We start from the raw sequence: 24,898 nt of genomic DNA, 5'->3' as shown, positions 1-24,898 counted from the left end.
GCATGCACCTATCTTACGCCCCCACTATCGAGCGCGTCACTGGATCCCTGACAGCTCGCAGCACGGATTCCTTACCAGGCACGAATTCAGCGAACTCACTCAGAATCCATCGGTCGCTTTCCAGTTGGCTGTCCCCCTAATGGCGTCTTGTCTTGCGCTCATCAACTTGCCAATGCTCCTGCACCTGATTGGCGACCGAGTAAACTAATTGTAAATCGTTGCGAGTCGCGACCTGATCACTTTGGCTGGGCCAACACGCATGCGGGCCTGCGCCCCATTAGCAGTGGAATGCAACGTGCAGGTGTCGGCCCAGCTCGCCGGCGGACAAGGGGGGGCAATGATTATCGCGAATTGTCAGATCAATAAGCGGGTCTGCATGACTGCGGGCTCAGCCCTCTACCGTGCCCGCCGCTTGACGGATGAGATGCCGGTGCTGCTGAAGCTCCTTTTCGAGCACGCCGGCGCAGTCCAATCTGCTCGTTTCAAGCGCGAATACCAGCTCCTTCAAACGTTGAAAGCCGCGGGCATTGCCAAACCGCTTAGCCTGATCGATGACCGCGGACGCCTGGCGTCGGTTCTGGAAGACTTCTCAGGCGAATCGCTCGAGACCGTTTTATGCCACGGCCCACGCCCGGACCTGCCTCGCTTCCTGACCATCGCGCATCATCTGGCCGATGCATTGTCCGGCATCAATGCCGCCCACGTCATCCATCGAGATCTGCGGCCGGCCAATATTCTGGTCGCGCCAGAAACGGGCGATATTCTGCTGGTGGATTTCAGCCTCGCGACGACCCAGGAACACACCGTCTCGCCAGAGGACGTTGGCGTATCCGTGGGCGAGTGGGCGTACATGTCCCCCGAGCAGACCGGCCGTATGAATCGTCCAGTGGATTACCGGACCGATTGCTATTCGATGGGTGTGCTGCTCTATCGCATGCTCACCGGTCAACTGCCGTTCCAGGCGAGCGATCCGCTGGAATGGACGCATTGCCATATCGCCCGCATGCCACCGCCACCGTGCGACATCGCGCCCGCGGTACCGGAACCGGTGTCGGACATCGTGATGAAACTGCTCGCCAAACTACCGGAGGATCGTTATCAAAGCATGCGTGGAGTGCAATCCGATCTTGAGCGGTGTCGGACGCAATGGCGCGCCTCCGGCCGGATCGAGCCGTTCCGGCTCGGCACGGATGATCTATCGGATCGCTTCCAGATTCCACACAGACTGTACGGGCGCGATCAGGAATCAAATACGCTCCTCGGTGTATTCGAACTCATGGCGTCCACCGGCCGGGCGGCGCTTGCGACCGTATCCGGGTACTCGGGCATCGGCAAGTCGGCGCTGGTCGACGCCTTGCGCAAGCCGATTGTCGCGAAACGCGGCTCCTTCATTTCAGGGAAGTTCGATCAGTACCAGCGAGACATCCCCTACGCCACACTGACGCAAGCGTTTGGCGAGTTGGTGCAGCAACTGCTGGCCGAAAGTGCTGCACGCCTCGCTGGCTGGCGGCAACAACTGCAGGCTGCGCTCGGGGTCAATGGCCAGCTCATTCTCGATGTGCTGCCCAAAGTCGAGTTGATCATCGGCGCGCAAGCTCCGGTACCGGCGCTGCCGCCGACGGAGGCTCAAAACCGGTTCCGCCTGGTCTTCCGGCAATTCGTGACAGTGTTCACGAGCAAGGCACACCCGCTAGTCCTCTTCCTGGACGACCTGCAGTGGATCGACGCAGCCAGCCTGGCGCTCGTCGAGCACTTGCTCACCCACCCGGATACCCGTTATCTGCTGCTGATCGGCGCCTATCGCGACAACGAAGTGAATGGGACCCATCCGCTTATGAAGAGCCTCGGTGCGATTCATCACAGTGGCACGCCCCTGGTCGACATCCGGCTCGCGCCGTTGTCCGCCGCGCATCTGAACCAGCTGGTGGCCGACACGCTACATGCGCCACCCGCGTCCTGCGAGCCGCTCACACAGCTCATTTGCGAGCGCACCGAGAGCAACCCGTTCTTCTTCATTCAGTTCCTGGATGCGCTACACAAGGAGGGGTTGCTACGGCGTGATGCACAGATCCAGGCATGGCGCTGGGACCTTGAACAGATCAAAGCGAAAGACTTTGCCGACAACGTCGTCGATCTGATGTTGGGCAAGTTACGGCAACTGCCGATCCCGGCACAGCAAGCGCTGCAATTAGCCGCCTGCCTCGGCAACAAGTTCGACCTGCGGATGCTCGCGCTGGTCAGCGGCCACGCCGAGGTTGAGCAACACCTTGCGCCTGCGGTGCGCGAAAATTTGATCTTACGCACCCACGGCAGCGCTAAATTCCTGCACGACCGGATCCAGCAAGCGGCATATTCGCTGACTCCCGAAGAACGCCGCAGTGAAGTACACCTGCGCATCGGCCGCGTGCTCCTCTCGAGCATGACGGCCAACGAGCTCGCCGAGCATCTGTTCGATGTGGCGAACCAGTTCAACCGGGGCGCCGCACTGATCACGGCACGGGAGGAGCGCGAGCGCGTAGCTAAACTTAATCTCACCGCTGGCATGCGTGCCAAGGCAGCGACGGCTTACGCATCGGCACTGGCCTACTTCACTGCCGGCCACGCACTGGCGGCAGAGGATGGTACGAACCGGCACGATGCGCTCACCTTCTCGCTCGACTTTCAGCGTGCCGAATGCGAATTCCTGAACGGCTACCTGACGACGGCGGAACAACGACTGTCGATGCTTTCACACGGTGCCGCGAACCTCATCGACAAGGCCGCCGTCGCATGTCTGCGCATGTCGCTTTATATGAACGCGGGACAGGCCGACCGTGCGGTTGAAGTGAGCCTCGAATATCTCCGTGCCGTCGGCGTCACGTGGTCGGCGCACCCGCGCAAGGAGGAGGTGCAACAGGAGTACGAGCGATTGTGGCAACGGATGGGTAACCGCGCTATCGAGCAGCTTCTCGATTTGCCTTTGATGACCGATCCCGTCTGCCGCGCCACGCTGGACGTGCTAACTGCCGTCCAGCCGCCGGCCCATGCCACCGACATGAACCTGTATTGTCTGACCGCCGGCCGCATGGCGAATCTGAGCCTCGAACATGGAAACAGCGACGGGTCGGGATTCGCTTATGTCATGCTCGGCATGACCCTCGGGCCGCAATTCGGCGATTACGAGGCCGGGTTCCGGTTCGGCAAGCTTGGCGTCGAACTTGTCGAGAAGCACGGGATGGATCGCTTCAAAGCCCGCGTCTACGCGTGCTTTGGCGCCTTCATCATTCCCTGGACGAGGCCTATACGTTCAGGTCGGGCCCTACTGCGGCTCGCCTTTGACACGGCCAACCAAACCGGCGACCTGACGTTTTCGGGCTATTGCAGCAACAACCTGATCACCAATCTTCTAGGTGCCGGAGATCCGCTCGGCGACGTGCAGCGAGAAGCCGAAAGCGGCTTCGAGCTCGCACACAAAATGCGGTTCGAATTCGTCGCCGACGTCATGACTACGCAACTCAGGCTGATGAAAGTACTCCGCGGCGTGACTCCCGATTTTGGCTCCTTCAACGATGCTGCATTCGATGAAGAGCAGTTCGAGCAGCATTTGGGCGCAGATCCTGGGCTGGCACTCGTCACTTGCTGGTATTGGATTCGCAAGTTGCAAGCGCGTTTCCACGCAGGTGACTACCCTTGCGCCATTGCGGCCGCATCGAATGCTGAGTTGTTGCTGTGGACGACGCCATTCTGCTTCGAGGTGGCGGAATATCATTACTATGACGCGCTGGCGCGCGCAGCGCACTGCGATTCGGTATCGGCTGACGAACGAGCGAGGCATCTGGAGGCGTTGTCCGTTCACCATAGGCAGCTTGAGACGTGGGCGAACAATTGCCCCGAGAATTTCGCGGACCGCAGCGCGCTGATAGCCGCGGAGATTGCCCGACTCGAGGGGCACGACTCCGACGCCATGCGGCTGTACGAACAGGCCATTCGATCGGCACGCGAGCATGACTTCGTCCAGAACGAGGCAATCGCTTATGAGCGCGCCTCGGCGTTCTACCGCACGCGTGGATTCGAAACAATTGCCGACACATATATACGAAAGGCGCGTGACTGCTTTGCGCGCTGGGGCGCCGACGGCAAGGTCAGGCAGATCGACGCGCGCGCGCCGCAACTGCGCGAAGCTCCGGCTTCGGCCGCGACTGCGTTCGGCAACGTTGCACAACTGGATCTGCTGTCGGTCACGAAAGCGTCGCAAGCCATCTCTGGGCAGATCGTGCTCGAGGATCTCGTCGATACGCTGATGCACATCCTGCTTGAAAATGCCGGGGCGCAGACCTGCCATTTGCTGCTCGCACGCAACGACAGCCTGGTCCTCGCGGCCGAAGCGAGCGTCGAGCAGCAGACGATCCAGGTACGGCGCCATCTGGGCCACGCGCCGACCGCACGAGCGTTGCCGGAATCGTCCATACGCGAATCGGCGCTGCCCGCGTCCATCACGAACTACGTGCGCCGCTGCCAGGAGCGGGTATTGCTGACGGATGCGATGCAATCGAATCCTTTTGCGGCAGACGACTACTTCGCCCGCCGGCGGCCGAAGTCGGTGTTGTGCCTGCCGATCATGCGGCGCTCTGCGTTGATCGGCCTGCTGTATCTGGAGAACAACCTGGCCACGCATGCTTTCACGCCCGAACGCGTGACCGTGCTGGAACTGCTGGCCTCCCAGGCTGCGATCTCGCTGGAGAACGCGTTGCTCTATGCCGATCTGCAGCGGGAGAACAGCGAGCGCAAGCTGGCCGAGGAGGAGTTACGGGTGCGCGAAGCACGCATCCGACGGCTGGTCGAGTCGAACATCATCGGAGTGTTCTTCTGGAACGTGGCCGGTATCGCCACCGACGCGAACGATGCGTTTCTTCGGATCGTCGGCTATTCGCGACAAGATCTGCTGTCCGGCCAGGTCCAATGGGCCACCATGACGCCTCCGGAATATCGCGCCGCCGACGCGCGGGCGGTTGAAGAATTACGGCAGCGCGGGAGTTCCCAGCCCTATGAGAAGGAATATATCCGCAAGGACGGCAGTCGCATCCCGGTGCTGGTCGGCGGCGCGCTTATGGAGGGCTCGGAGGAAAACGGCGTAGCGTTCGTGCTCGACCTGACCGGACAGAAGGAGGCCGAGGCGGAACTCGCGGCGCGACGGAGCGCCGCCGAACGAGCAGATGAGCAGTTGCAAGCGTTGCAGGTGGAACTGGCTCATGCAACTCGCGTAACAACGCTTGGGGAACTGAGTGCATCCATCGCCCACGAAGTAGGCCAACCGCTCGGTGCGATCGTGACCAGTGGCGAAGCCTGCCTGCGATGGCTCGGCCACAGCAATCCGCAGCCGGAAGAGGTGCGGGCCTGTGTGCAGCATATGATCGGCGAAGGTAGGCGCGCGAGCGAAATTGTCCGGCGTATCCGCACGCTCACCAGGAAGGCTGCCCCGCGGAAGACACAGCTCGAACTCAACGATGTGATCAATGACGTTGTATCGCTGGTTCAGCGCGAACTCTTGAATCATCGGGTTTCGTTGCGCCTCAAGCTTGCCTCCGACTTGCCTCCGCTGCTCGGCGATCGGGTCCAGCTTCAGCAAGTGCTGATTAACCTGGTCATCAACGGGATCCAGGCCATGGCCGACATCGGCGACGACCCACGTGAACTACTTATCGAGTCCCATCGGGATGACGATGGGCACGTGGTCGTCGCTGTACAGGACTCCGGTCCGGGCATCGATCCGGAAAACGCAAATCGGCTGTTCGACGCTTTCTTCACCACGAAGGCCGACGGAATGGGCATGGGATTGTCGATCTGCCGTTCGATCATCGAAGCCCACGGAGGAAAGGTGTCGGCGTCCAACAATGCCGGGCGCGGGGCCAGGTTCCGGCTTAGCCTGCCTTGGATTGGCAGCGGCGCGTGGTGAATGGCAAGCCGGTGCGGAATACCGGGCAACCACCGCTAATGTTGGCGAGCATGATCGAGACGCATCCGGATCGACGCTACGCTCTCGAACGGTCTATACATTCGTATCATTTCCGTGCTGCGGTTTGCGAGCTACGATTGATTTGAGTCGCGTGTCACACGATCCCCGTGGCACGCTCCGCTTCTAGTGTGCCGAGGCCCGTCGCTTGTGTCTTCTCATATCATTTCCATCGTCGATGACGATGAGGGTGCCCGGGTGGCGACCGCAAGTCTGGTTCGTTCGCTAGGGTGGCAGGCGCGAGTGTTTGCATCGGCGGAAGCATTTCTGGAGTCAGGGTCGATCGACGAAACGTCATGCGTGATTTCGGACATACGGATGCCGGGCTTATCCGGAATCGAAATGCACGACCGCCTGCTGGCCCGCGGTTACGCAATTCCGATCATTTTCACCACGGCATTCCCGACTGCTGCCCTTGAGGCCAAGATCCAGGCCAGGGGTGCCCCCCCTTTCCTCGAGAAGCCCGTTGATGCCACCACTGTCGAGCGGCTGCTCAATCTCGCGCTGGATTGACCATAGCGCGTTGCCAGTTCGTCAGAAGACTGCCGTCATGCCGGGCCGCGATACATTTCGCCGCCTCCGGCAATTGCGCGAGTTATACGCAAGTATGAGATTCCTATCTACATGCACTGGCGTTCGAATCGTTCGTAGAATGGATTCGTGAGCCTCGGACCTGTACATTGTTTTCAAGGCCAATGTGCAAGCGCGATGCGCCTGACATGGTCAGTCCTGTTCATCACCAGTTCGCTCGATCAATACGCGAACCTAAATCCGGTTTCTTGACGATTGATGCTCACCGTGTGTCTCGCGGCTTGGACCGTGGACCTTCTGCGCAATCGTGGCCCGTGCTGTCAGCCGGTGGTGGCCGCCGCAATTGCGGCATATCCGAAGGGAGGAGCAGACGATGATGACCATCGTGCTTATCTATATGTCCGGCTTTCTTGCCGTCGTGGCGACAGTGCTTGTCGCGACGATTAAGACCACAGCGCATCCAAATCGTTGAAACGAGGAAACGCCTTAACTATCCGCTGCCGTTATCCGCACCTGCGTGATTTGCCCACGCACATTTTCGATGTTGTGGAGGTTGTCATGTTCATCCAGTCCAATCAGATAGTACTGCCTTTTTCGCTCGAACTCGACCTGTGCGCATGGGCAGACGCCGTGTACGAAAAAGCCGTCGGCGAGGGCTTCATTCGCGAGCCTTGGGAACCTGAAGTTGCGATCGTCCAGCGATTGGAGGCTTACTTCCACACTGGTCTGTCGCCTGCCGAAGCTGCGAGCGCGTGCTTCTGTCTGAACCACTAGTGCGAGCCCGGCCCGATCTGATCAGCGGCTTTCATGTCGGATTCGTTCCTGTCCTAACGGCGCCGTCTTGATGCACCGCCTGGTGTTCAACGCCCCAGACTACGAGGCTCTCGCATCGTTCAGGCCGAGCCTCGCAAGCGGCGGGGCGCCACCTGCGAGGCTCAGGCGTATTGCGCGGTACGGCTACCCGGATCAGAACCCGGCGGCCAGTCCGTCGCGCCGGGTGTCGCTCGCCGCAACATGATCGCGCTCGTCGTTGTTACGGTCGAGCTTCCAGATGTACTGCCCCGAGCCGACGTCGATATACGGATCCTCGAGCGACTTGATCGTATGGCCGAGGCCCTCGAGCGCGCACCGTGTCCTCATCAAGCGTCGTCTAGACACCGACCGTGAAGTCGCGATTCACCTTCCAGCGTGTCGCACGCGGCCTGCGGCTGCTGGCCGTAGCCGAGCATGCGCACGAGCGATTGCAGATGCCCTTGCGGCTGCAGGTCGCCGCCCATCACGCCAAAGCTCATGGCCGCCGCACTCAATCGATCCGGAGCGGATCACCGTCGAATTCGACAAGACAGCCGAAGCCGCCATGAAACAGCGCTTCACGCGCATCTTCCGCCTTTCCCGTTGCCGCGATCTCAGCCGCGTAAAGTTCGGCGTCATCTTCCGGCACGAACCCGAGATAGCGCACGTTGGCGTTATCCCAGCGATTGCGCGCGTTATTGGACACGCCATACACGACCGCGAAGTGGAGGTCCGGATAGTCGATACAGCGGCGCGCCACCTGCACCATGTCGCGATGGCTGATCCATGTGAAGAGGTGGCGCGGTGCGGTCGGCCGGTCGTCCGGGCGGAACGAGCCGATCCGGATGCATGCAACCGACATGCCATGCTTGTCGGCGTACATCCGGCCAAGCGCCTCGCCGAACACCTTCGACATGCCGTAGCGGCTATCAGGGCGCGGCTGGACGGCGTTGTCGATCATCCGGTCGCGACGATGAAAACCCACCGCATGGTTTGAACTCGCGAACACCACGCGCTTGACGCCCGCTTGCCGCGCCGCTTCGAACACGTTGTAGCAACCCTCGATGTTCATATCGCGAATGCGCTCCCAGCGGTCCTCGTCAGGAACGCCGGCGAGATGCACCACGACGTCGACACCCTCCATAGCCGGCAGCAGATCCTCGAGCCGCGTGATGTCCGCGGTCACGATTTCCTCGCCTGCCTGCGCCTGTGCCTGCGGCGCGATATCGGCGAGGCGCAGTGCATAGTGGCCCTGGAAACCGGCGCGCAGCACACGTCCAATGTGACCGGCCGCGCCGGTAATCAGTACTCGAGTCATTGATACCCTCTCTGTGATTCAGGTAAATACGGTTAATCGGTTTCGCCTTTCTGCACGGCGTAGCCGGCCGAGCGGCGATGGTGCGCTTCAAGATACGCATCGCGCGATGGCACCAGGTGCTCCCGGCATAACTTGATCAACGATTCCCGGTCGCCGGTTCGCAGCGCCTCGATCATCTGGTGGTGCTCGGCGCGCGCCTTCTCCAGATACTGAGGAAACACGATAGACACCGAACGGATGGCATGCGTGCGGCGTTCATACTCGCGAATCGCCTCGGTTAAAACCTGGCTTTCCGACAATGCAAAGAACGCATGGTGAAAGGCCATGTTCGCGCGAAACACGCGCCGCAGATCGCCTGCGATGGCTGCTTCGTCGTGCTCTGCCTGAATTGCCGTTAACGCATCGAGCACCTCGCTACTGACCGGGAAAACAATGCGCCTCGCCGCGTCTGCTTCCAGCAGTTCGCGTAGCGCATACAGTTCAGTGACCTCGCGCGGTGTAAACGACTTGACCAGCGCGCCCACGTTCTTGCGGCGCTCCACCAGGCCGCGCCGCTCCACCTCCACCAGCACCTGACGCGCAACGTGGCGTTTCAGGTTGAAGCGCTCGCACAGATCGTCTTCCACGAGCCGTTCGCGCGGATGCAGAACGCCCAGGACGATCTGTTCCTCGAGCTCGTCCGAGACGCTGCGCAGCGTCTCGTCGATATTGCGGTCGCGTTCGACCGTCTTCGCTGCGGGTGCATCGGAGCGTTTGGGCGTGGCAGCGTTGCTCATAAAAGGGTCCGCAAAATGATCTAAGCCGCGAGCCTATACGAAAATATGACCTTAACCCTTGTTTCCGTTGCCGGGAACGGTCGCGGTCATCCGGCTAGCTTGCAGAAAGTCAAAGTCGCAGCCCTGGTCGGCCTGAGTGATCGTCGTCAGGAAGAGCTTGCGGTAACCACGCTCTTCGGGATCGACCTGGCGCGCCGGCAACGCGGCGAGACGAGCTGCAATTTCCTCGTCACTGAGGGCAAGTTCGATAGACCGCTCGGCCACGCTCAGGCGAATCCGGTCGCCAGTTTGTACGATCGCGAGCGGACCGCCGATAGCCGCTTCGGGCGTGACGTGCAGGACCACCGTGCCGGACGCCGTGCCGCTCATGCGGCCATCCGAAATGCGCACCATGTCCTTCACACCGAGGCGGCCGAGCTTGCGCGGAATCGGAATGTAGCCCGCTTCCGGCATCCCGGGTGCACCGACCGGACCGATCCGCTTGAGCACGAGAACGTCGTGCGCTTCCACGTCCAGTTCCGGATCGTCGATACGGCGAGCCAGATCCTCCGCGTCCTCGAAGACGACAGCCCGCCCTTCGTGCTCCATCAGGCTGGCGCTTGCCGCCGACTGCTTGATGATCGCGCCGCCCGGCGCGAGATTGCCACGCAGCACCGCAATCCCGCCTTGCGGAAAGATCGGGCGGTCAATCGGGCGGACTACTTCTTGCGCGAAGCTCGCCGGGGCGGCATCCAGCTCCTCGCCGAGCGTACGACCGGTCACAGTGAGCGCGTCGAGATGCAGCAGCCCTCTGATCTCGCGCATGACCGTGGTCAACCCTCCGGCGCGATGCAGGTCTTCCATGTAGTGCTGCCCAGATGGCTTCAAATCGACGAGCACTGGCGTTTCACGCGCCATCCGGTCGAGCTGCTCAAGGTCGATGCGAATCCCGAGCCGGCCCGCGATTGCCGTGAGGTGAATGATGCCGTTGGTCGAGCCGCCGATTGCGAGCAGCACCCGCAACGCATTTTCGATCGCCTTGGGCGTCAGGATCTTCGTCGGACTCAGGTCCTGACCGATCATCGCCACGGCCTGCGCGCCGGTGCGCTCCGCAATGCGGATGCGATCGGCGGTCACGGCGGGCGCAGACGCACCACCCGGCAACATGATGCCCAGGGCTTCCGCGATGCAGGCCATCGTGCTTGCGGTTCCCATCACCGAACAGGTTCCGACCGTTGCGACGAGCTGATTGTTGACCGCTTCGATCTCTGCTTCATCGATCTGGTCGCCGCGGAAACTCGCCCAGAAGCGACGGCAGTCCGTACATGCCCCCACCCGTTCACCGCGATGCGAGCCCGTGAGCATGGCGCCCGTCACCAGTTGAATGGCCGGAACGCCCGCCGCCGCCGCACCCATCAACTGGGCCGGGACGGTTTTGTCGCAGCCACCGATCAGCACCACCGCATCCATTGGCTGGGCCCGGATCATCTCCTCCGTGTCCATCGACATCAGGTTGCGCAGGTACATGCTGGTCGGATGCGAAAAGCTCTCGGCAATCGAAATCGTCGGGAATTCGACAGGCAGGCCGCCAGCCAGCATCACGCCGCGCTTTACCGCCTCGATCAATTGCGGCGCGTTGCCGTGGCACGGGTTGTAGGCACTGCCCGTGTTCGCGATGGCGACGATGGGACGCGACAGCGCGTCGTCGGTATAGCCCGCGCCCTTGATGAACGCCTTGCGCAGAAAAAGCGAGAAACCTTCGTCGCCGTAGTTCGTCAGGCCCTGCCGCAAGCCGCTTTTCTTCTCGCTCATTATCGCTCCTGGATCTTCAATGAGATTATCAATAATCTTGACGGGAATGTTACCGATACTTATAGTCTCTCTGCAAGCGATTCTTTTCTGTCGCAGTCGACGCCGCCTATCAACTCTTTCTAAAAGCATTCCGCTGAGGTCTTCATGAAGCATGTCGTGGCCTATCGTTCGTTGCCTCCTGCCGTGCTGGGGCTACTTCGTGAGCACTGTTCCGTCGAGCTGGTCGACGTTTCCTCCGGCGACCTCGCGCCGTTCAGGCGCGCCTTGGGCACGGCTCATGGAATGGTCGGCAACAATCTCAAGATAACGCCCGAGATCCTCGATGCAGCGCCCTTGCTTCAGGTCGCGTCCACCATTTCGGCCGGCTTCGATGCGTTCGATGTCCCCGAACTCTCGCGCCGCGGCATCGTTCTGACGAATACGCCAGAAGAAGTCACCGAAACCACAGCCGACCTCGTGTTCAGTCTGATCCTCGCGACCGCCCGGCGCATTTCCGAACTCGCCGACTGGACACGGCGCGGCCAGTGGACGCGTACGGTCGGCGAGGCGCAATTCGGTGTCGACGTGCATCACAAAACGCTGGGGATCGTCGGGCTTGGGCGCATTGGCAGCGCGGTTGCCAAGCGCGCCGCCCTCGGCTTCGGCATGGACGTGATCTATTCCAACCGCTCCCGCAACCCCGAAGCAGAGGAGCGCTACGGCGCACAATGGCGGCCGCTTCCCGAACTGCTCGCGACCGCGGATTTCGTCTGCGTGCTTGTGCCGCTATCGCCCGCCACGGAGCGCCTGATCGGCAGCGCCGAGCTCGGGGCCATGAAGCCGTCGGCCATTCTCATCAACTGTGCTCGCGGACAGGTCGTCGACGAGGCCGCCCTCATCGCACATCTCCGTGATGGCCGCATTCTCGGCGCCGGTCTCGATGTGTTCGAACGCGAACCGGTGGCGCCGGACTCGCCGCTGCTCCAGTTACCGAACGTGGTAGCGGTGCCGCATATCGGTTCCGCTACGCAACAGACGCGCGAGAACATGGCCATGCGCGCGGTACGCAATCTCATCGATGCATTCGACGGCCAGCTCTCGTCGACCTGTGTCAATCCTGAAGCGCTCAACGCCCGCTCGTCTGCGCAACAGATCGCCGGCTGAATGGCGCGAAACACTCTCACTTCAAGCAAAAGGAACACGCGATGACTTCAGTCAACCGGCCCCGCGGCGTCTACTCGCCCGTGGTCACGCCGTTCACAAGAGACCTTCTTCCCGATCACGACCGCTATGTCCGTCATTGCCGGTGGCTGATCGAACAGGACGTCGGACTCGCTGTCTTCGGCACCAACTCGGAAGCGAATTCGCTGGCGGTCAGCGAGAAAATGAAACTGCTCGAAACGTTGGTTGGCGCAGACATTCCGGTCGATCGCCTGATGCCTGGCACCGGCTGCTCGGCACTCACCGACTCAGTCGAATTGACACGCCATGCGCTTTCGCTAGGGGTGAACAATGTGCTGATGCTCCCGCCGTTCTACTACAAGGGCGTCACCGACGAAGGCTTGTTCCGCAGCTATGCGCAGATCATCGAGCGCGTGGGTTCCGACGCACTGCGCATTTACCTGTATCACATCCCGCCTGTGTCCCAGGTGCCGCTCAGCCTCGCGCTCATCGAGCGGCTGCTAGCTGCTTTCCCGGGCGTGATCGCCGGCGTGAAAGACAGTTCGGGCGACTGGAGCAACACCCAGGCCATGCTCGAGCGCTTCCAGCCGCATGGCTTCGATGTGTTCGCCGGCAGTGAAACCTTCCTGCTGGCCACCATGCGTGCGGGGGGCGTCGGCTGTATTACGGCAACCGGAAACGTCAATCCGGCGGCGATCGTACAGTTGTATCGTCACTGGCAATCGGCCGACGCCGATGCCCGTCAGGCAGCACTGGATGCCACGCGAGCGGTGTTCGCCAGGTTCCCGATGATCCCCGCGCTCAAGGCAGCGATCGGCGTGTATTCGAACGACGCTGACTGGGGCGTCGTACGTCCTCCTCTCGTCGATCTGACGCCAGCACAGTGCGATGCGCTCGCCACCGCACTGCGCGAAAGCGGTTTCTCGATGCCGGGGGTCGAAGTCACCGCCTGATGCCGTGCAGAAACACCCGCCGGTTGCATGCGCAACCGGCGGTCTTTTCTAGCTACTCATTGCTTCGGCTTCACGCCCAATCGTCCAGCGCGTATTCGTTCAGCGCGGCTTCATCGAAGTCGAATCCCAGGCCAGGACGAGTCGGCACGGTCAGCTCGCCGTCTGCGAACGAGAGCTGCGTATCCACCAGCCGACGGAAATTCAGCACCTGATCGTCAGGAAAAAATTCGACATAGCGTGCATTGGGCGTCGACGCCACCAGATGCACGTGCAGATCGTGGAACCAGTGCGGGCACATCGTCACACCCACGGCCGCGGCCGACGCCGCAATCCGTCGCCATTCGCTGATCCCGCCACATACCGCCGCGTCCGACTGAAGGATCATGGCCGCGCGCTTGTCGAGCAGCGCCTGATGCCGCCAGCGCCCCGCTTCTATCTCACCGGTCGCAACGGTCACCGGCGTGCGCCGACTCAGTTGCGCGTGGCTTTCTATGTCATCCGGACTGAACGGCTCTTCTATCCAGTACGGGTTGAATGGCTCGTACCGGCGCATGTATTCGAGCGCGGTCGGAACGTCGGACCAGGCGTTGTTGGCATCGAGCATCAGCAGCACGTCGTCGCCGATCGCTTCTCGTGCCGCCCTGATCCGCGCTTCCTCGCTGCGTGGATCGAGCCGCCCTACCTTCATCTTCACGGCGCGAAACCCCAGTGCCACGTAACCCGCCATCTCCTCGCCGAGATGCTCCGGCGTCTTGCCTTCGAGGTAGTAACCGCCGCTGGCATAGGCCGGCACGGTGGCGCTACATGTGCCGCCGAGATAGCGGCTCAACGGCAGGCCCGTAGCGCGTGCATTGCGATCCCACAAGGCGATGTCGATGATGGACAGCGCCCGCATGACCGAGCCGGCACGCCCTTGCAGCAATGACTCGTCGTACATGGCGCTCCACGAGCCTTCGACATCGAGCGCGGAGCGCCCGCGCAACAGCGGCGCAAACAATTCGCGCACGGCATACGTGACCAGCATGCCGGCGCGGTTGCCGCTATAGCAAAAGCCGATGCCGTAGTGGTCATCGGCTGTCTTGACGCGCACGACCGTGTAGTCGCGGGCAGTGACGAGACGGGTCGAGAATGCGGTGTGGCGGTCAAGCGGCACGCGGATGGTGCGCGCCTCCACCGCAACGATCCGCGCACGTGCCTGATAGTCGGCTTGCTCGGGTTCGACGATGACGTGTTTCATAGCAGTAGATCGACTCGAAAAAGATAACGATGCTGCGGTACCAATCGCCCGGCCGCGCGCACGGTCGCGGTTGGGTGGCTCCGCCTTCGCCGCCCCGACGGCTTGCGTGGCAGGGCCGACCGCTTATGCGGCGGTGGTGTGCGTCTTGACTGTCTCGCCTGCCGCGCGCCGGCCGATGACCAGCAGCATCGCCAGCACGCCGACCAGATCGACCGCCGCACCGAGCATGAAGCCGCTGCTGTAACCGCCAAGGTACTGGACCGCCAAACCCATCATGGTCGGACCGACGATGCCCGAAATGTTGCTCATCAGGTGAACAAAGCCGCTTACGCCCCCAAGATGCCTGCCCGGCACGAGCTCGTGCATGATGGCCCAGCACGCTTGCGACGAAGCCGTCAGGAACAGCACGGCGAACGCGACAAGCAGTACTGCGGGCGTCACGGAATCGACCATGCTGACGCCCACCAGGGCGAGACCCGACAGCGCGAGCGGCACGATCGCCGAGACCTTGCGCGCCTGCAGTTTGTTGCTCGCGCGCTTGAAATACGCGTCGGCGACAAGGCCCCCGCCGAAGTAGCCGATCCCGCCGCATGCCCATGGCACTGCGCTCAGAATGCTCATGTGCTTCATGTCCAGATGCAGCGCGTTGGTGAAATAGCTCGGCATCCACGAGATGAACACGAACAGCGTGTAGTTCACCGCGAAGAGGCCGACGCCGAGCGCTAGCGTGCTCGGACGAAACAGGTAACTGCGCAGCGGCGTGCTTTCGTCGCCGCTTTCTGCCGGATGTACCGCGTTGCGGCTCGCTTCGACCATCTCGCGTTCGGCCTCGCCGACCCACGCGCTTTGCGCCGGCTTGTCGGTCGCGAAGATACGCCAGGCGACGATCCACGCCAGCCCGAACGCTGCGATGATCACAAACGACGTGCGCCAGCCGTAGGCAATGGCAATCAGTCCGACCACCGGCCCGGCGATCGCGCTGCCTACCGTCTGGCCCGAAAACGTAAAGCCGACCATGGTCGCGGTTTCATGCCGGGGAAACCAGTTGGTGATGGTGCGGTTGGTCGTCGAATTCATCGGACCTTCGCCGAAGCCGAACAACGCCCGGAAGATCAGCAGCGTGCCGAATCCAGTCGCGGCCGCGGTCAACCCGCAGAGAATGGACCACGTCCCCATTGCCCAGGAAAACACCCTGCGCGGTCCGTACTTGTCGGCGAGTTGCCCGCCGACGAATGCGAAGATGGAATAGCCGAAGAAGAAACTGCTGAACACCACGCCGAGTTGCGCCGGCGAAAGACTCAGCTCCTTGTTGAGGACAGGCGCGACGACGCCGAGTGCCGCGCGGTCCATGTAATTGATCGCGCCCGCAATAAACAGCAGCAAGGCGACAACGTAACGATACTTCCCAGTCTTCATGTTGTCTCTATTCCATATAATTGAGGATACCGAATTTTGTTATCTGGCACTTCTATCGGGTGCCATGGAGGTACTACTTGTTGACAAGCCGGGCGGGCATCTGCGTCAAGATGAGACATGCGGAGACAATCAGCGACCCCGCAATCAGGAACAGGCTCGAATCAAGTGAATGCGTGACCGTCTTTAGCCACCCCACCAGCGCAGGGCTTACGAAGCCTGCGAGATTGCCCGTCGAATTGATCAAGGCAATACCGGCGGCCGCACCGGTGCCGCCAAGAAAGGACGTGGGCAAGGCCCAGAACATGGGTAAGGCCGTAATCACGCCCGAAGCGGCAAGCGTCAGACCAAGCAACGCAATATACGTATTGTTGCCCGCGTAGGCGCACATCACGAAGCCCACAGCTGCCATGCATTGCGGCAAGACGACGTGCCAGCGGCGTTCACGCGTGCGGTCCGCGTGGCGGCCGACCACAATCATGAGAATCAAGGCGGCAAGATAAGGCACGACCGTGAGCAGGCCGATGGTGAAGGCGTCCGTGATTCCGGAACTCTTTATGATGGTTGGCTGCCAGAAGCCAACGGCATAAGAGCCCATCACGATACCGAAGAGTATCGTGCACAAGGTCCAGACTTTGAGCGACGTGAAGACCTCGCGCACGGAACCGTGGCTTTTGGTGCGTGCTTCCGCATCGATTTCCGATGCAATGAAGTCGCGGTCCTCAACCGGCAGCCACTTTGCGTCCTTCACCCGGTCGTCGAGGAACCAGAAGATGACGGCTCCCAGGAACAGCGCCGGGACGGCTTCCAGAATGAACAGCCACTGCCAGCCGGCAAGCCCCGCGTTACCCGCCAGGCGCTGCATGATGAAGCCCGATACCGGCCCGCCGACAATGCCCGCTACCGGGTTGCCCGCCATCAGGAAAGCGATCATCTTGCCGCGCCGGTGCGATGGATACCAGTAGGTGAGATACAGCACCAGCCCCGGGAAAAAGCCCGCTTCCGCCACGCCCAGGAAGAAACGCAATACGTAAAACATCGTGGGCGTCGTGACCCAAGCGGTCGCGGCCGAGAGCACGGCCCAGGTGACCATGATCCGGGCGATCCAGCGGCGTGCGCCGAGCCGGTGCAGCAGCAGATTGCTCGGCACCTCGAAGAAGAAATAGCCGATGAAAAAGATGCCGGCGCCGAAGCCGTACATCGCCTCGCTGAAGTTCAGATCGCTGAGCATCTGGAGCTTGGCGAAGCCCACGTTGACCCGATCCAGATACGCCACCACGTAGCAGACGAACAGCAAGGGCATGAAGCGCCAGGTCACTCGCGTGTAGATGGAGTTGCTTGCCGCGCTGTCAGGTATTTGTATTGCCGGGGTTTGGGTACTCAAGGGCTGTCTCCGCTGTTTGGTTCGACTGGCTAAGGGCGGCGGTTATCCTTATGGGTGGAAATGGCCGTTCGCCCGTGCGACACGCTGAGCCACTGCGGACTCAACTCATGATGCCGATCTGCCACGGTACGAATTCGTGATCACCTAGTCCCAGCATTTCGCTTTTTGTGCGCTCGCCCGACGCGGCTGCAAGAATAGCGTCGAAGATTTTCTGGCCTGTGCTCTGAATCGACGCTGTGCCATCCAGGATCCCGCCGCAGTTCAGATCCATGTCTTCGGTCAGACGGGTGTACATCGGCGTGTTGGTGGCGAGCTTGAGCGATGGCACGGGCTTCGCGCCGAACATTGAACCGCGCCCCGTGGTGAAGGCAATAAGATTTGCGCCGCCTGCAATCTGACCCGTCGCGGAGACGGGGTCGAAACCGGGCGTGTCCATGAATACGAGTCCAGGTTGCTTCACCAGTTCAGCGTATCGATAGACCTCCATCAGCGGCCCGGTGCCGCCTTTCATCGCCGATCCAATCGACTTTTCAAAGATGTTCGCCAGTCCGCCCACCTGATTGCCAGGGCTGACCTGGCCGTTGATCTGAACGTCCCGGCCGACCGAATACTCGTCTTTCCACCAGCGGATCCGCTCAACCAGCTTTTCGCCGACTTCGCGGCTGACCGCACGCCGCGTAAGCGTATGTTCCACGCCGTAGATTTCGGGTGTTTCGGAGAGGATGGCCGTGCCGCCATGACGGACCAGCAAGTCCATCGCCGCGCCAAGCGAAGGATTGGCGGTGATCGACGAAAAGCCGTCCGAGCCGCCGCATTGCAGACCGATCTTCAGGTGGCTTGCGGGAACCGTCGTGCGCTTCACACGATTGGCATCGGGTAACAGCGCCCGGACCGCAGCCACGCCGGCCTCGATGGTCCGGCGGGTGCCACCGCTCTCCTGCATGATGAACGTGTGCAGCCGCGAATCAGCCTTCAGACCTTCCTGATCCATCAGTCCCGCCAGCTGGTTACGCTCGCATCCCAACCCGACAATCAACGCCGCAGCGAGATTGGGATGGCGCGCATAACCCGCCATCGTCCGGCGCAGCAGCGCCATCGGCTCACCGCTCATTTCCATGCCGCAACCGATCGAGTGCGTAAATGCGACCACGCCGTCTACGTTCGGGTAGTCCGCTAGCCGTTCCGGCGTGAACCATTCGGCGATCTTGTGCGCGACCGTGGCCGAACAATTGACTGTCGACAGCACGCCGATGTAGTTGCGCGTAGCAACCTCGCCGTTATCTCGCACGATGCCCTGGAACGTGGCGCGCCCGGCTTCGGGCACCATCTCGACGGGCCGGTAGTCCGCGCCAAATGCGTAGTCCCGGTCGAACTCGCGGAACTCGACGTTATGGCTATGGACCATCGTGCCTGGCGCAATATCCGTCGCGGCGAAACCGATCACCACGTTGTATTTGCGAACCGGCTCGCCTTTTTTGATGGGCGTCGCCGCGATCTTATAACCTGCGGCCACCTGGCTGCGGCAAACAAAATCTTCCGCCGGAACCGGCGTGCCGATTGCGACGTCGATGCGCGCGATTACCACATTGTCAGCGGGATGCAACCGGATCACGGGCCCGGTTACGTTCTTGCTCGTCATCTCAGTCATCAGGCATTGCCTTCTAGAAATTTGCGCCGGGCGGTCAAAAAAGGGGTTGAATTGAGTAATCGCTTTCTCACATTACCCCTACATTCGATGCACCGTTGCTCGAAGCTTAAACATTTCCGGCATCTTATGGTAGTTCAGTTGCTAATTCAAGAGAAAGCGCTTACTCGTTTCCCTTTATACTACCGGTCGTGCCGCCGCATAGGCGGAAATGCCGGGCACCCGAACAGGAGATTCAGATGTGGCAACAAGCTGAGCGATACCCCGACCCTCGGGTGATTTCGCTAGACCCTTCCTTCGATAAATACCGCGTGGCCTTTTCGGCTGTCGAGCGGCTGGCTACCGGCTACCGGTGGACCGAAGGTCCCGTATGGTTCGGCGATGGGCGCTACCTGCTCTGGAGCGACATTCCCAACAACCAGATGCTGAAATGGGAGGAGGAAACTGGCGTGGTCAGCGTATTCCGCAAACCTTCCAACTACGCGAACGGCAACACCCGCGACAGGCAGGGGCGGCTCGTTACGTGCGAACACGGCCGCCGCGTCACACGCACCGAATACGACGGCAGCATCACCGTCCTTCTCGATTCCTTTGAAGGCAAGCCGCTTAATTCCCCCAATGATCTGGTAGTGAGGTCGGATGGCTCTATCTGGTTCACTGACCCGCCGATGGGCATTTCCGGGCACTACGAAGGAATCAAGGCAGAGCAGGAACTCCCGCACTCCGTATATCGGATCGATGGCGTGACCGGCGAAGCGTCCATCGTCACTCGCGACTTGAAAGGGCCGAACGGCCTGTGCTTTTCACCCGACGAGAAGCTGCTTTACATCATCGAATCGCGTGGTGTGCCCAACCGGATGATTCACGTTTATGAAATGGACGCGGACGGCCGCGGCATCGGTAAAGGCCGGATGTTCTACGACGCGGGGGCCGGCACGATCGACGGAATGCGCGCGGACATCGACGGCAATTTGTGGTGCGGCTGGGGCATGGGCAATGACGAACTCGATGGCGTCATGGTCATTTCGCCACAAGGAAAGATGATTGGCCGAATTGCCCTGCCCGAGCGCTGCGCGAATTTGTGTTTTGGCGGACGCGCGCGTAACCGGCTGTTCATGGCGTCGTCGCAGTCCATTTATGCGGTGCACGTCAACACGCAGGGCGCGCTGGGTGGCTAACCCGGTTCGCCGCAAAACGTATCACGGCCACCGGCATGCGCCGGTGGCGACACTTCACTTCGAAACACTGACTTGATAACCCCGACATGCAAAGCAAAGCCGTATTGACCGTTGTAGAAGCTACTCAAATCCTCGAAGCCGCGCGCGCGGAAGCAGAGAAAAACCAGTGGGCAGTCACCATCGCGGTTGTGGATGACGGAGGCCATCTGCTGGCCCTGCTCCGCCTCGACGGCTGTGCGCCGATAGGCGCTTACATCGCGACCGAAAAGGCGCGTACCTCAGCGCTCGGCCGACGCGAATCGAAGCAGTACGAAGACATGATCAACGGCGGGCGGACGGCGTTCCTGAGCGCACCGCTGGCCGGCACGCTGGAAGGCGGCGTCCCCGTCGTGGTCGACGGGCACGTTGTGGGCGCAGTGGGCGTGTCCGGTGTCAAGCCGGATCAGGATTCGCAAGTGGCCAGAACCGCAGCAAACAGCCTCAACGGCTGATTGATTGATATTTGAAACTGTTGGAGCACATGATGGGTGAAATGATCGAGCGAAACGGTCTGCGGGTTGCGGCTGTTCTCAGCAAATTTGTAGACGATGAGGCGTTGAGCGGGACCGGCATCGACAGCGAAGCCTTCTGGAAAGGCTTCGATGCCCTCGTCCACGACCTCGCCCCGAAAAACCGCGCGCTGCTCGCAGAACGCGATCGTCTGCAGACGGAGCTGGACCAGTGGCACCGCGCAAATCCGGGGCCGGTGCGCGATCTGAAGGCATACCGCGCATTTCTCGAAAGCATCGGCTATATCGTGCCGGTGAGCGCGGCCGTTCAGGCGACGACCCAGAACGTCGACACCGAAATCGCCGGGCAAGCCGGCCCGCAACTCGTCGTACCGCTCTCGAACCAGCGCTACGCGCTCAACGCCGCGAATGCGCGCTGGGGCAGCCTGTATGACGCGCTCTACGGCACCGACGCTATCCCCGAAACCGACGGCGCGGCGCGCACCGCTTACTTCAACCCAGTCCGCGGTGCACGCGTGATCGCGCGCGCCCGCGCATTCCTCGATGAAGCGGCGCCGCTCGCCAACGGCTCGCACGTCGACGCCATCGCGTACCGCGTCGAATGCGGCAAGCTCGCCGTCACGCTCAAGAACGGCTCATCGGCACTGAAGGTTCCCGCGCAGTTCATCGGCTATCAAGGCGACGCAGACTCCCCTTCCGCCGTCCTGCTGAAGCATCACGGCCTGCACTTCGAGATCCAGATCGACGCAACGGACTCCATCGGCAAGACCGACGCGGCGCGCGTGAAAGACGTGCTGATGGAAGCGGCCGTCTCGACGATTATCGATTGCGAAGACTCGGTTGCCGCCGTCGATGCCGCCGACAAGGTGCAGCTTTACCGCAACTGGACCGGCCTCGCGAAAGGCGATCTGACCGAGCAAGTCACCAAGAACGGCAAGACCTTTACGCGCCGCCTGAACGCCGATCGCAAATACACCGCGCCGAACGGCTCGACCGTGAAGCTGCACGGCCGCTCGTTGCTGTTCATCCGCAATGTCGGGCATTTGATGACGAATCCGGCGATTGTCGATCGCGACGGTCATGAGATTCCCGAAGGCATTCTGGATGCCGTGATGACGTCGCTGGGCGCGATGCACGACCTGCAAAACAAGCTCAATTCGCGGACTGGATCGATTTACATCGTCAAGCCGAAGATGCACGGCCCGGCCGAAGTCGCGTTCTCCAATGAGCTGTTCGGCCGCGTCGAAGATCTGCTGGGGCTGCCGCGTCATACCATCAAGATGGGCATCATGGACGAGGAGCGCCGCACGAGCGTCAATCTGCAGGCATGCATTGCGGCGGCATCGGCGCGCGTGGCATTCATCAATACGGGCTTCCTGGATCGCACCGGCGACGAGATGCACAGCGCGATGGAAGCCGGCCCGATGATGCGCAAGGGTGATATGAAATCGTCGGCGTGGATCGCGGCTTACGAGCGTAATAACGTGCTGGCGGGCTTAAGCTCGGGATTGCGCGGACGTGCGCAGATCGGCAAGGGCATGTGGGCGATGCCCGACCTGATGCACGCGATGCTCGAACAGAAGATCGCGCATCCGAAAGCGGGCGCGAACACGGCTTGGGTGCCGTCGCCGACTGCCGCGACGCTGCACGCGCTGCACTACCATCAAGTCGACGTTCAGGCCGTGCAGCAAGAGTTGGAAAAGACTGCCTACGACAGCGTACGCGATGAACTGCTCAACGGTTTGCTGACAATTCCTGTCGTCGAAAAGGCGCAGTGGTCGGACGAGGAAATCCGCAAGGAAATCGAGAACAACGCGCAAGGGATTCTGGGTTACGTGGTGCGCTGGATCGATCAGGGCGTCGGATGCTCGAAGGTGCCGGATATTCACGATATCGGTCTGATGGAAGACCGCGCGACACTGCGCATTTCGAGCCAGCACATTGCAAACTGGCTGCATCACAGGGTGGTGTCGGAAGCGCTGGTGAACGAAACGTTCAAGCGCATGGCGAAGGTGGTGGATGCGCAGAACGCCAACGACCCGCATTACCAGCCAATGACCGGTCACCTGGACACATCGCTCGCGTTCAAGGCGGCGAAGGCGCTGGTTTTTGAAGGACGATCGCAGCCTAGCGGGTATACCGAGCCACTGCTGCACAAGTTCCGACTTGGCGCGAAGTCGTAGTCGCAGATCGCATTCGAAACGTGGGCTGATTCAGCCCGCGTCGCGGGCGGCCACCGTCGTCCCGCGCACCCATGTGCTTGGCAACTGGCGGCTGTGACGCAAATGGCTGACCTTGACCGCAGGTTCCTCTTACAGAGGAACCCGAATCATTTAGTCGCGGGGCACTCCAGAGTCCGGATGCTCCCGTATCTTCGAGGCCGAACTTCACAAGGGTGAACTGGCCTTTGCGAATGCGAAGCATCAGCTCGATGCTGTTCAGAAACTGGAGCTCGATATTGTCATGGATGCTGCGGGCGATCTTGCGGAATAGTGTCAGCTCACGGCCCCATCATCTCGACCAGGCGCCCCAAGCTGAGCTTGTAGCGCAAGTACCAGCGAACGCAGAGAATGATCACCTCACGGTCAAAGTGACGGCCTGCAAACAGCTTGTCCAGACTCTTCCGCTTGCTGACTGCCAACTCTCAGGTCGTTCAGACCGACTCCCTAACCGATTCGACATCGCTCTATTGGCATCAGAGCCGAACCCGGCCTGACCCACACTCTTCCCGTCGTATTGATGGAAACCGCGACAAGCCGATTAATCAGGCGGCCGGGGTGGCGTGTCCGCTATCGCCGCTCGCCGGTGCGTCGTCGTATTCCCGCGAAATGTCCTTGTTCGTGTAGTCACCCAGCCGTGAAGCCGCGATCAGGCTGACCACCGCGCACGCCAGGATATAGCCCGCGATTGCATAGCCCGAATGGTAGTAAGCGAAAAGTGCGGTCGCAATGAGCGGCGCAGGTCCGCCGGCAATGACCGAAGCCAACTGGTAGCCCATGGACGCACCGCTGTAACGCAGCCGCCCCGTGAAGGATTCAGCGATCAAAGCGGCCTGGGGACCATACATCATCGAATGCGGTACCAGCGAGAGCACGATGGCCGTGAAGATCCATATTGGATTCCCGGTGTCGACCATTGCAAAATAGAGGAAGCCGAATACGCCAACCGCGGCGGCACCGATCATATACATCCGTCGCCGCCCGATCAGATCGGACACGTGGCCAAAGAGCGGGATGGTGCCGAATTCCAGCACTGAAGCCACCAGTACCGCGGTCAGCAACAGGTCGCGTGTCACGCCCAGTGCCGAGACACCATAGGTGAAGACGAAAGCCGTGAAAATATAGAAAGGCGCCTGCTCGGCCATGCGTGCAAAGGCCGAGAGAAGGATGTCCTTCGGCTGGCGGCGCAACACCTCGAGCATCGGCGTCTTCTCGATCTTGCGTTCAGCCAGGAGCCGCGCGAAGATCGGCGTCTCGAGAATATTCAGACGGATGTAGAGGCCGATCGCGATTAGTACAATACTGAGGAAGAAAGGTACGCGCCAGCCCCACGTGAGGAACCCGCTGCCGGAGATCTGACTCATGGCCAGCACTGCGAGGTTGGCCAGGAACAATCCCGCCGGCACACCGAACTGCGGCCAGGAGGCGACGAAACCGCGATGCGCGTTGGTGCGCGCCCATTCCATCGACATCAGGACCGATCCGCCCCACTCGCCTCCCACGCCCACACCCTGGATGAAACGCAGCACCGTCAGCAAGACGGCACCCCAGATGCCGATCGTCGCATAGGTCGGAACAAAGGCTACGGCAAACGTCGCGAGTCCCATCAGCAACAGCGTCACGATCAGCGTGGCCTTGCGTCCGATGCGATCGCCGTAATGGCCGAAAATGGCCGCACCAACCGGCCTCGCTATAAAGCCGACGGCGTAGATCAGAAAAGCTTGCAGTGTGCCGACGAGTGGATCAGATCCCGGGAAATATAGTTTTGCGAAAACCAGGCCGGTGACCGTACTGTAGAGGAAGAAGTCATACCATTCGATCGTAGTACCAATCGTGCTGGCGATGACGGCGCGGCGCAACTGGCGCCGGGCGTCCTGATCGGAGAGGGGCATAGCCCCTGATTGCGTGGCAGCCATTTGAGATCCCCCAAAAATAAGGGCGAGATCTTCGTATAGACCGTTCGAGCGATGAGAGGTTCCGGTATTCGCCGGTCTACAATCAG

16 protein-coding genes and 2 pseudogenes are annotated in these 24,898 nt (G+C 61.1%); 8 read left to right on the top strand and 10 right to left on the bottom strand.

The window, feature by feature from the left end:
- The first annotated feature begins 337 nt into the window (after positions 1-337).
- From P0D89_RS30855 to P0D89_RS30845, 3 genes are all read left to right on the top strand, one after another.
- Positions 338-5,932 carry a trifunctional serine/threonine-protein kinase/ATP-binding protein/sensor histidine kinase gene (locus P0D89_RS30855; protein WP_408363388.1) on the top strand — a complete coding sequence of 1,865 codons (5,595 nt, stop codon included), beginning with the start codon at positions 338-340 and terminating at the stop codon, positions 5,930-5,932.
- A 207-nt stretch (positions 5,933-6,139) separates the two neighbouring features.
- Positions 6,140-6,502 (top strand): response regulator, encoded by a 363-nt coding sequence (locus P0D89_RS30850; RefSeq protein ID WP_408363390.1) that lies wholly within the window; start codon positions 6,140-6,142, stop codon positions 6,500-6,502.
- A 576-nt stretch (positions 6,503-7,078) separates the two neighbouring features.
- The gene (locus P0D89_RS30845; RefSeq protein WP_408363391.1) at positions 7,079-7,294 is read left to right on the top strand and encodes a hypothetical protein; all 216 of its coding nucleotides are present in this window, start codon (positions 7,079-7,081) and stop codon (positions 7,292-7,294) included.
- A 192-nt stretch (positions 7,295-7,486) separates the two neighbouring features.
- Here the strand turns inward: P0D89_RS30845 and P0D89_RS30840 are convergent.
- From P0D89_RS30840 to P0D89_RS30825, 4 genes and pseudogenes are all read right to left on the bottom strand, one after another.
- A pseudogene (locus P0D89_RS30840) lies at positions 7,487-7,818 on the bottom strand (gamma-glutamyltransferase); the annotation flags it as partial.
- Positions 7,819-7,823: 5 nt separating this feature from the next.
- On the bottom strand, positions 7,824-8,630 hold the full coding sequence (locus P0D89_RS30835) for an NAD-dependent epimerase/dehydratase family protein (RefSeq protein ID WP_408363393.1): 807 nt from the start codon (positions 8,628-8,630) through the stop codon (positions 7,824-7,826).
- A 32-nt stretch (positions 8,631-8,662) separates the two neighbouring features.
- A complete protein-coding gene (locus tag P0D89_RS30830; RefSeq protein WP_408363395.1) occupies positions 8,663-9,406 on the bottom strand; it encodes a GntR family transcriptional regulator in 744 nt (247 codons plus the stop codon).
- A 51-nt stretch (positions 9,407-9,457) separates the two neighbouring features.
- Positions 9,458-11,197, bottom strand: a complete 1,740-nt coding sequence (locus P0D89_RS30825) for an IlvD/Edd family dehydratase (RefSeq protein WP_408363397.1) — start codon at positions 11,195-11,197, stop codon at positions 9,458-9,460.
- 144 nt (positions 11,198-11,341) lie between these two features.
- Here P0D89_RS30825 and P0D89_RS30820 point away from each other — a divergent pair, with 144 nt between their 5' ends.
- Together P0D89_RS30820 and P0D89_RS30815 are read left to right on the top strand one after the other, a co-directional pair.
- Positions 11,342-12,340 carry a 2-hydroxyacid dehydrogenase gene (locus tag P0D89_RS30820; protein ID WP_408363399.1) on the top strand — a complete coding sequence of 333 codons (999 nt, stop codon included), beginning with the start codon at positions 11,342-11,344 and terminating at the stop codon, positions 12,338-12,340.
- Positions 12,341-12,381: 41 nt separating this feature from the next.
- A complete protein-coding gene (locus P0D89_RS30815; protein ID WP_408363401.1) occupies positions 12,382-13,311 on the top strand; it encodes a dihydrodipicolinate synthase family protein in 930 nt (309 codons plus the stop codon).
- A gap of 70 nt (positions 13,312-13,381) precedes the next feature.
- Here the strand turns inward: P0D89_RS30815 and P0D89_RS30810 are convergent, their stop codons facing one another.
- The 4 genes from P0D89_RS30810 to P0D89_RS30795 all read right to left on the bottom strand — a co-directional run bounded on the left by P0D89_RS30810 (position 13,382) and on the right by P0D89_RS30795 (position 18,993).
- Positions 13,382-14,548 carry a mandelate racemase/muconate lactonizing enzyme family protein gene (locus tag P0D89_RS30810; RefSeq protein ID WP_408363403.1) on the bottom strand — a complete coding sequence of 389 codons (1,167 nt, stop codon included), beginning with the start codon at positions 14,546-14,548 and terminating at the stop codon, positions 13,382-13,384.
- Between the two features lie 123 nt (positions 14,549-14,671).
- On the bottom strand, positions 14,672-15,964 hold the full coding sequence (locus P0D89_RS30805) for an MFS transporter (protein ID WP_408363405.1): 1,293 nt from the start codon (positions 15,962-15,964) through the stop codon (positions 14,672-14,674).
- A gap of 73 nt (positions 15,965-16,037) precedes the next feature.
- The gene (locus P0D89_RS30800; RefSeq protein WP_408363407.1) at positions 16,038-17,345 is read right to left on the bottom strand and encodes an MFS transporter; all 1,308 of its coding nucleotides are present in this window, start codon (positions 17,343-17,345) and stop codon (positions 16,038-16,040) included.
- 100 nt (positions 17,346-17,445) lie between these two features.
- Positions 17,446-18,993: a UxaA family hydrolase gene (locus P0D89_RS30795; RefSeq protein WP_408363409.1), complete on the bottom strand. Its 1,548-nt coding sequence runs from the start codon at positions 18,991-18,993 to the stop codon at positions 17,446-17,448.
- Between the two features lie 236 nt (positions 18,994-19,229).
- Here P0D89_RS30795 and P0D89_RS30790 point away from each other — a divergent pair, with 236 nt between their 5' ends.
- From P0D89_RS30790 to P0D89_RS30780, 3 genes are all read left to right on the top strand, one after another.
- Positions 19,230-20,168 (top strand): SMP-30/gluconolactonase/LRE family protein, encoded by a 939-nt coding sequence (locus tag P0D89_RS30790; protein ID WP_408363411.1) that lies wholly within the window; start codon positions 19,230-19,232, stop codon positions 20,166-20,168.
- An 86-nt stretch (positions 20,169-20,254) separates the two neighbouring features.
- Positions 20,255-20,659, top strand: a complete 405-nt coding sequence (locus P0D89_RS30785; RefSeq protein WP_408363413.1) for a heme-binding protein — start codon at positions 20,255-20,257, stop codon at positions 20,657-20,659.
- Positions 20,660-20,700: 41 nt separating this feature from the next.
- On the top strand, positions 20,701-22,860 hold the full coding sequence (locus P0D89_RS30780; protein WP_408377653.1) for a malate synthase G: 2,160 nt from the start codon (positions 20,701-20,703) through the stop codon (positions 22,858-22,860).
- A 326-nt stretch (positions 22,861-23,186) separates the two neighbouring features.
- Here the strand turns inward: P0D89_RS30780 and P0D89_RS30775 are convergent.
- A pseudogene (locus tag P0D89_RS30775) lies at positions 23,187-23,294 on the bottom strand (IS6 family transposase); the annotation flags it as partial.
- A gap of 147 nt (positions 23,295-23,441) precedes the next feature.
- A complete protein-coding gene (locus P0D89_RS30770) occupies positions 23,442-24,812 on the bottom strand; it encodes an MFS transporter (RefSeq protein ID WP_408363417.1) in 1,371 nt (456 codons plus the stop codon).
- Positions 24,813-24,898: the final 86 nt, after the last annotated feature.

It is taken from the genome of Paraburkholderia sp. RL18-085-BIA-A (genome assembly GCF_046027075.1).
Taxonomy (GTDB): domain Bacteria; phylum Pseudomonadota; class Gammaproteobacteria; order Burkholderiales; family Burkholderiaceae; genus Paraburkholderia.
This window is presented reverse-complemented; position numbering and strand designations above follow the sequence as displayed.

What these genes read in the sequence shown, in the direction of transcription:
- P0D89_RS30855 (WP_408363388.1), top strand. Translation starts at nt 338, where the DNA reads ATGATTATCGCGAATTGTCAGATCAATAAGCGGGTCTGCATGACTGCG.
- P0D89_RS30845 (WP_408363391.1), top strand. Translation starts at nt 7,079, where the DNA reads ATGTTCATCCAGTCCAATCAGATAGTACTGCCTTTTTCGCTCGAACTC.
- P0D89_RS30835 (WP_408363393.1), bottom strand. Translation starts at nt 8,630, where the DNA reads ATGACTCGAGTACTGATTACCGGCGCGGCCGGTCACATTGGACGTGTG.
- P0D89_RS30830 (WP_408363395.1), bottom strand. Translation starts at nt 9,406, where the DNA reads ATGAGCAACGCTGCCACGCCCAAACGCTCCGATGCACCCGCAGCGAAG.
- P0D89_RS30825 (WP_408363397.1), bottom strand. Translation starts at nt 11,197, where the DNA reads ATGAGCGAGAAGAAAAGCGGCTTGCGGCAGGGCCTGACGAACTACGGC.
- P0D89_RS30820 (WP_408363399.1), top strand. Translation starts at nt 11,342, where the DNA reads ATGAAGCATGTCGTGGCCTATCGTTCGTTGCCTCCTGCCGTGCTGGGG.
- P0D89_RS30815 (WP_408363401.1), top strand. Translation starts at nt 12,382, where the DNA reads ATGACTTCAGTCAACCGGCCCCGCGGCGTCTACTCGCCCGTGGTCACG.
- P0D89_RS30810 (WP_408363403.1), bottom strand. Translation starts at nt 14,548, where the DNA reads ATGAAACACGTCATCGTCGAACCCGAGCAAGCCGACTATCAGGCACGT.
- P0D89_RS30805 (WP_408363405.1), bottom strand. Translation starts at nt 15,964, where the DNA reads ATGAAGACTGGGAAGTATCGTTACGTTGTCGCCTTGCTGCTGTTTATT.
- P0D89_RS30795 (WP_408363409.1), bottom strand. Translation starts at nt 18,993, where the DNA reads ATGACTGAGATGACGAGCAAGAACGTAACCGGGCCCGTGATCCGGTTG.
- P0D89_RS30790 (WP_408363411.1), top strand. Translation starts at nt 19,230, where the DNA reads ATGTGGCAACAAGCTGAGCGATACCCCGACCCTCGGGTGATTTCGCTA.
- P0D89_RS30785 (WP_408363413.1), top strand. Translation starts at nt 20,255, where the DNA reads ATGCAAAGCAAAGCCGTATTGACCGTTGTAGAAGCTACTCAAATCCTC.
- P0D89_RS30780 (WP_408377653.1), top strand. Translation starts at nt 20,701, where the DNA reads ATGATCGAGCGAAACGGTCTGCGGGTTGCGGCTGTTCTCAGCAAATTT.
- P0D89_RS30770 (WP_408363417.1), bottom strand. Translation starts at nt 24,812, where the DNA reads ATGGCTGCCACGCAATCAGGGGCTATGCCCCTCTCCGATCAGGACGCC.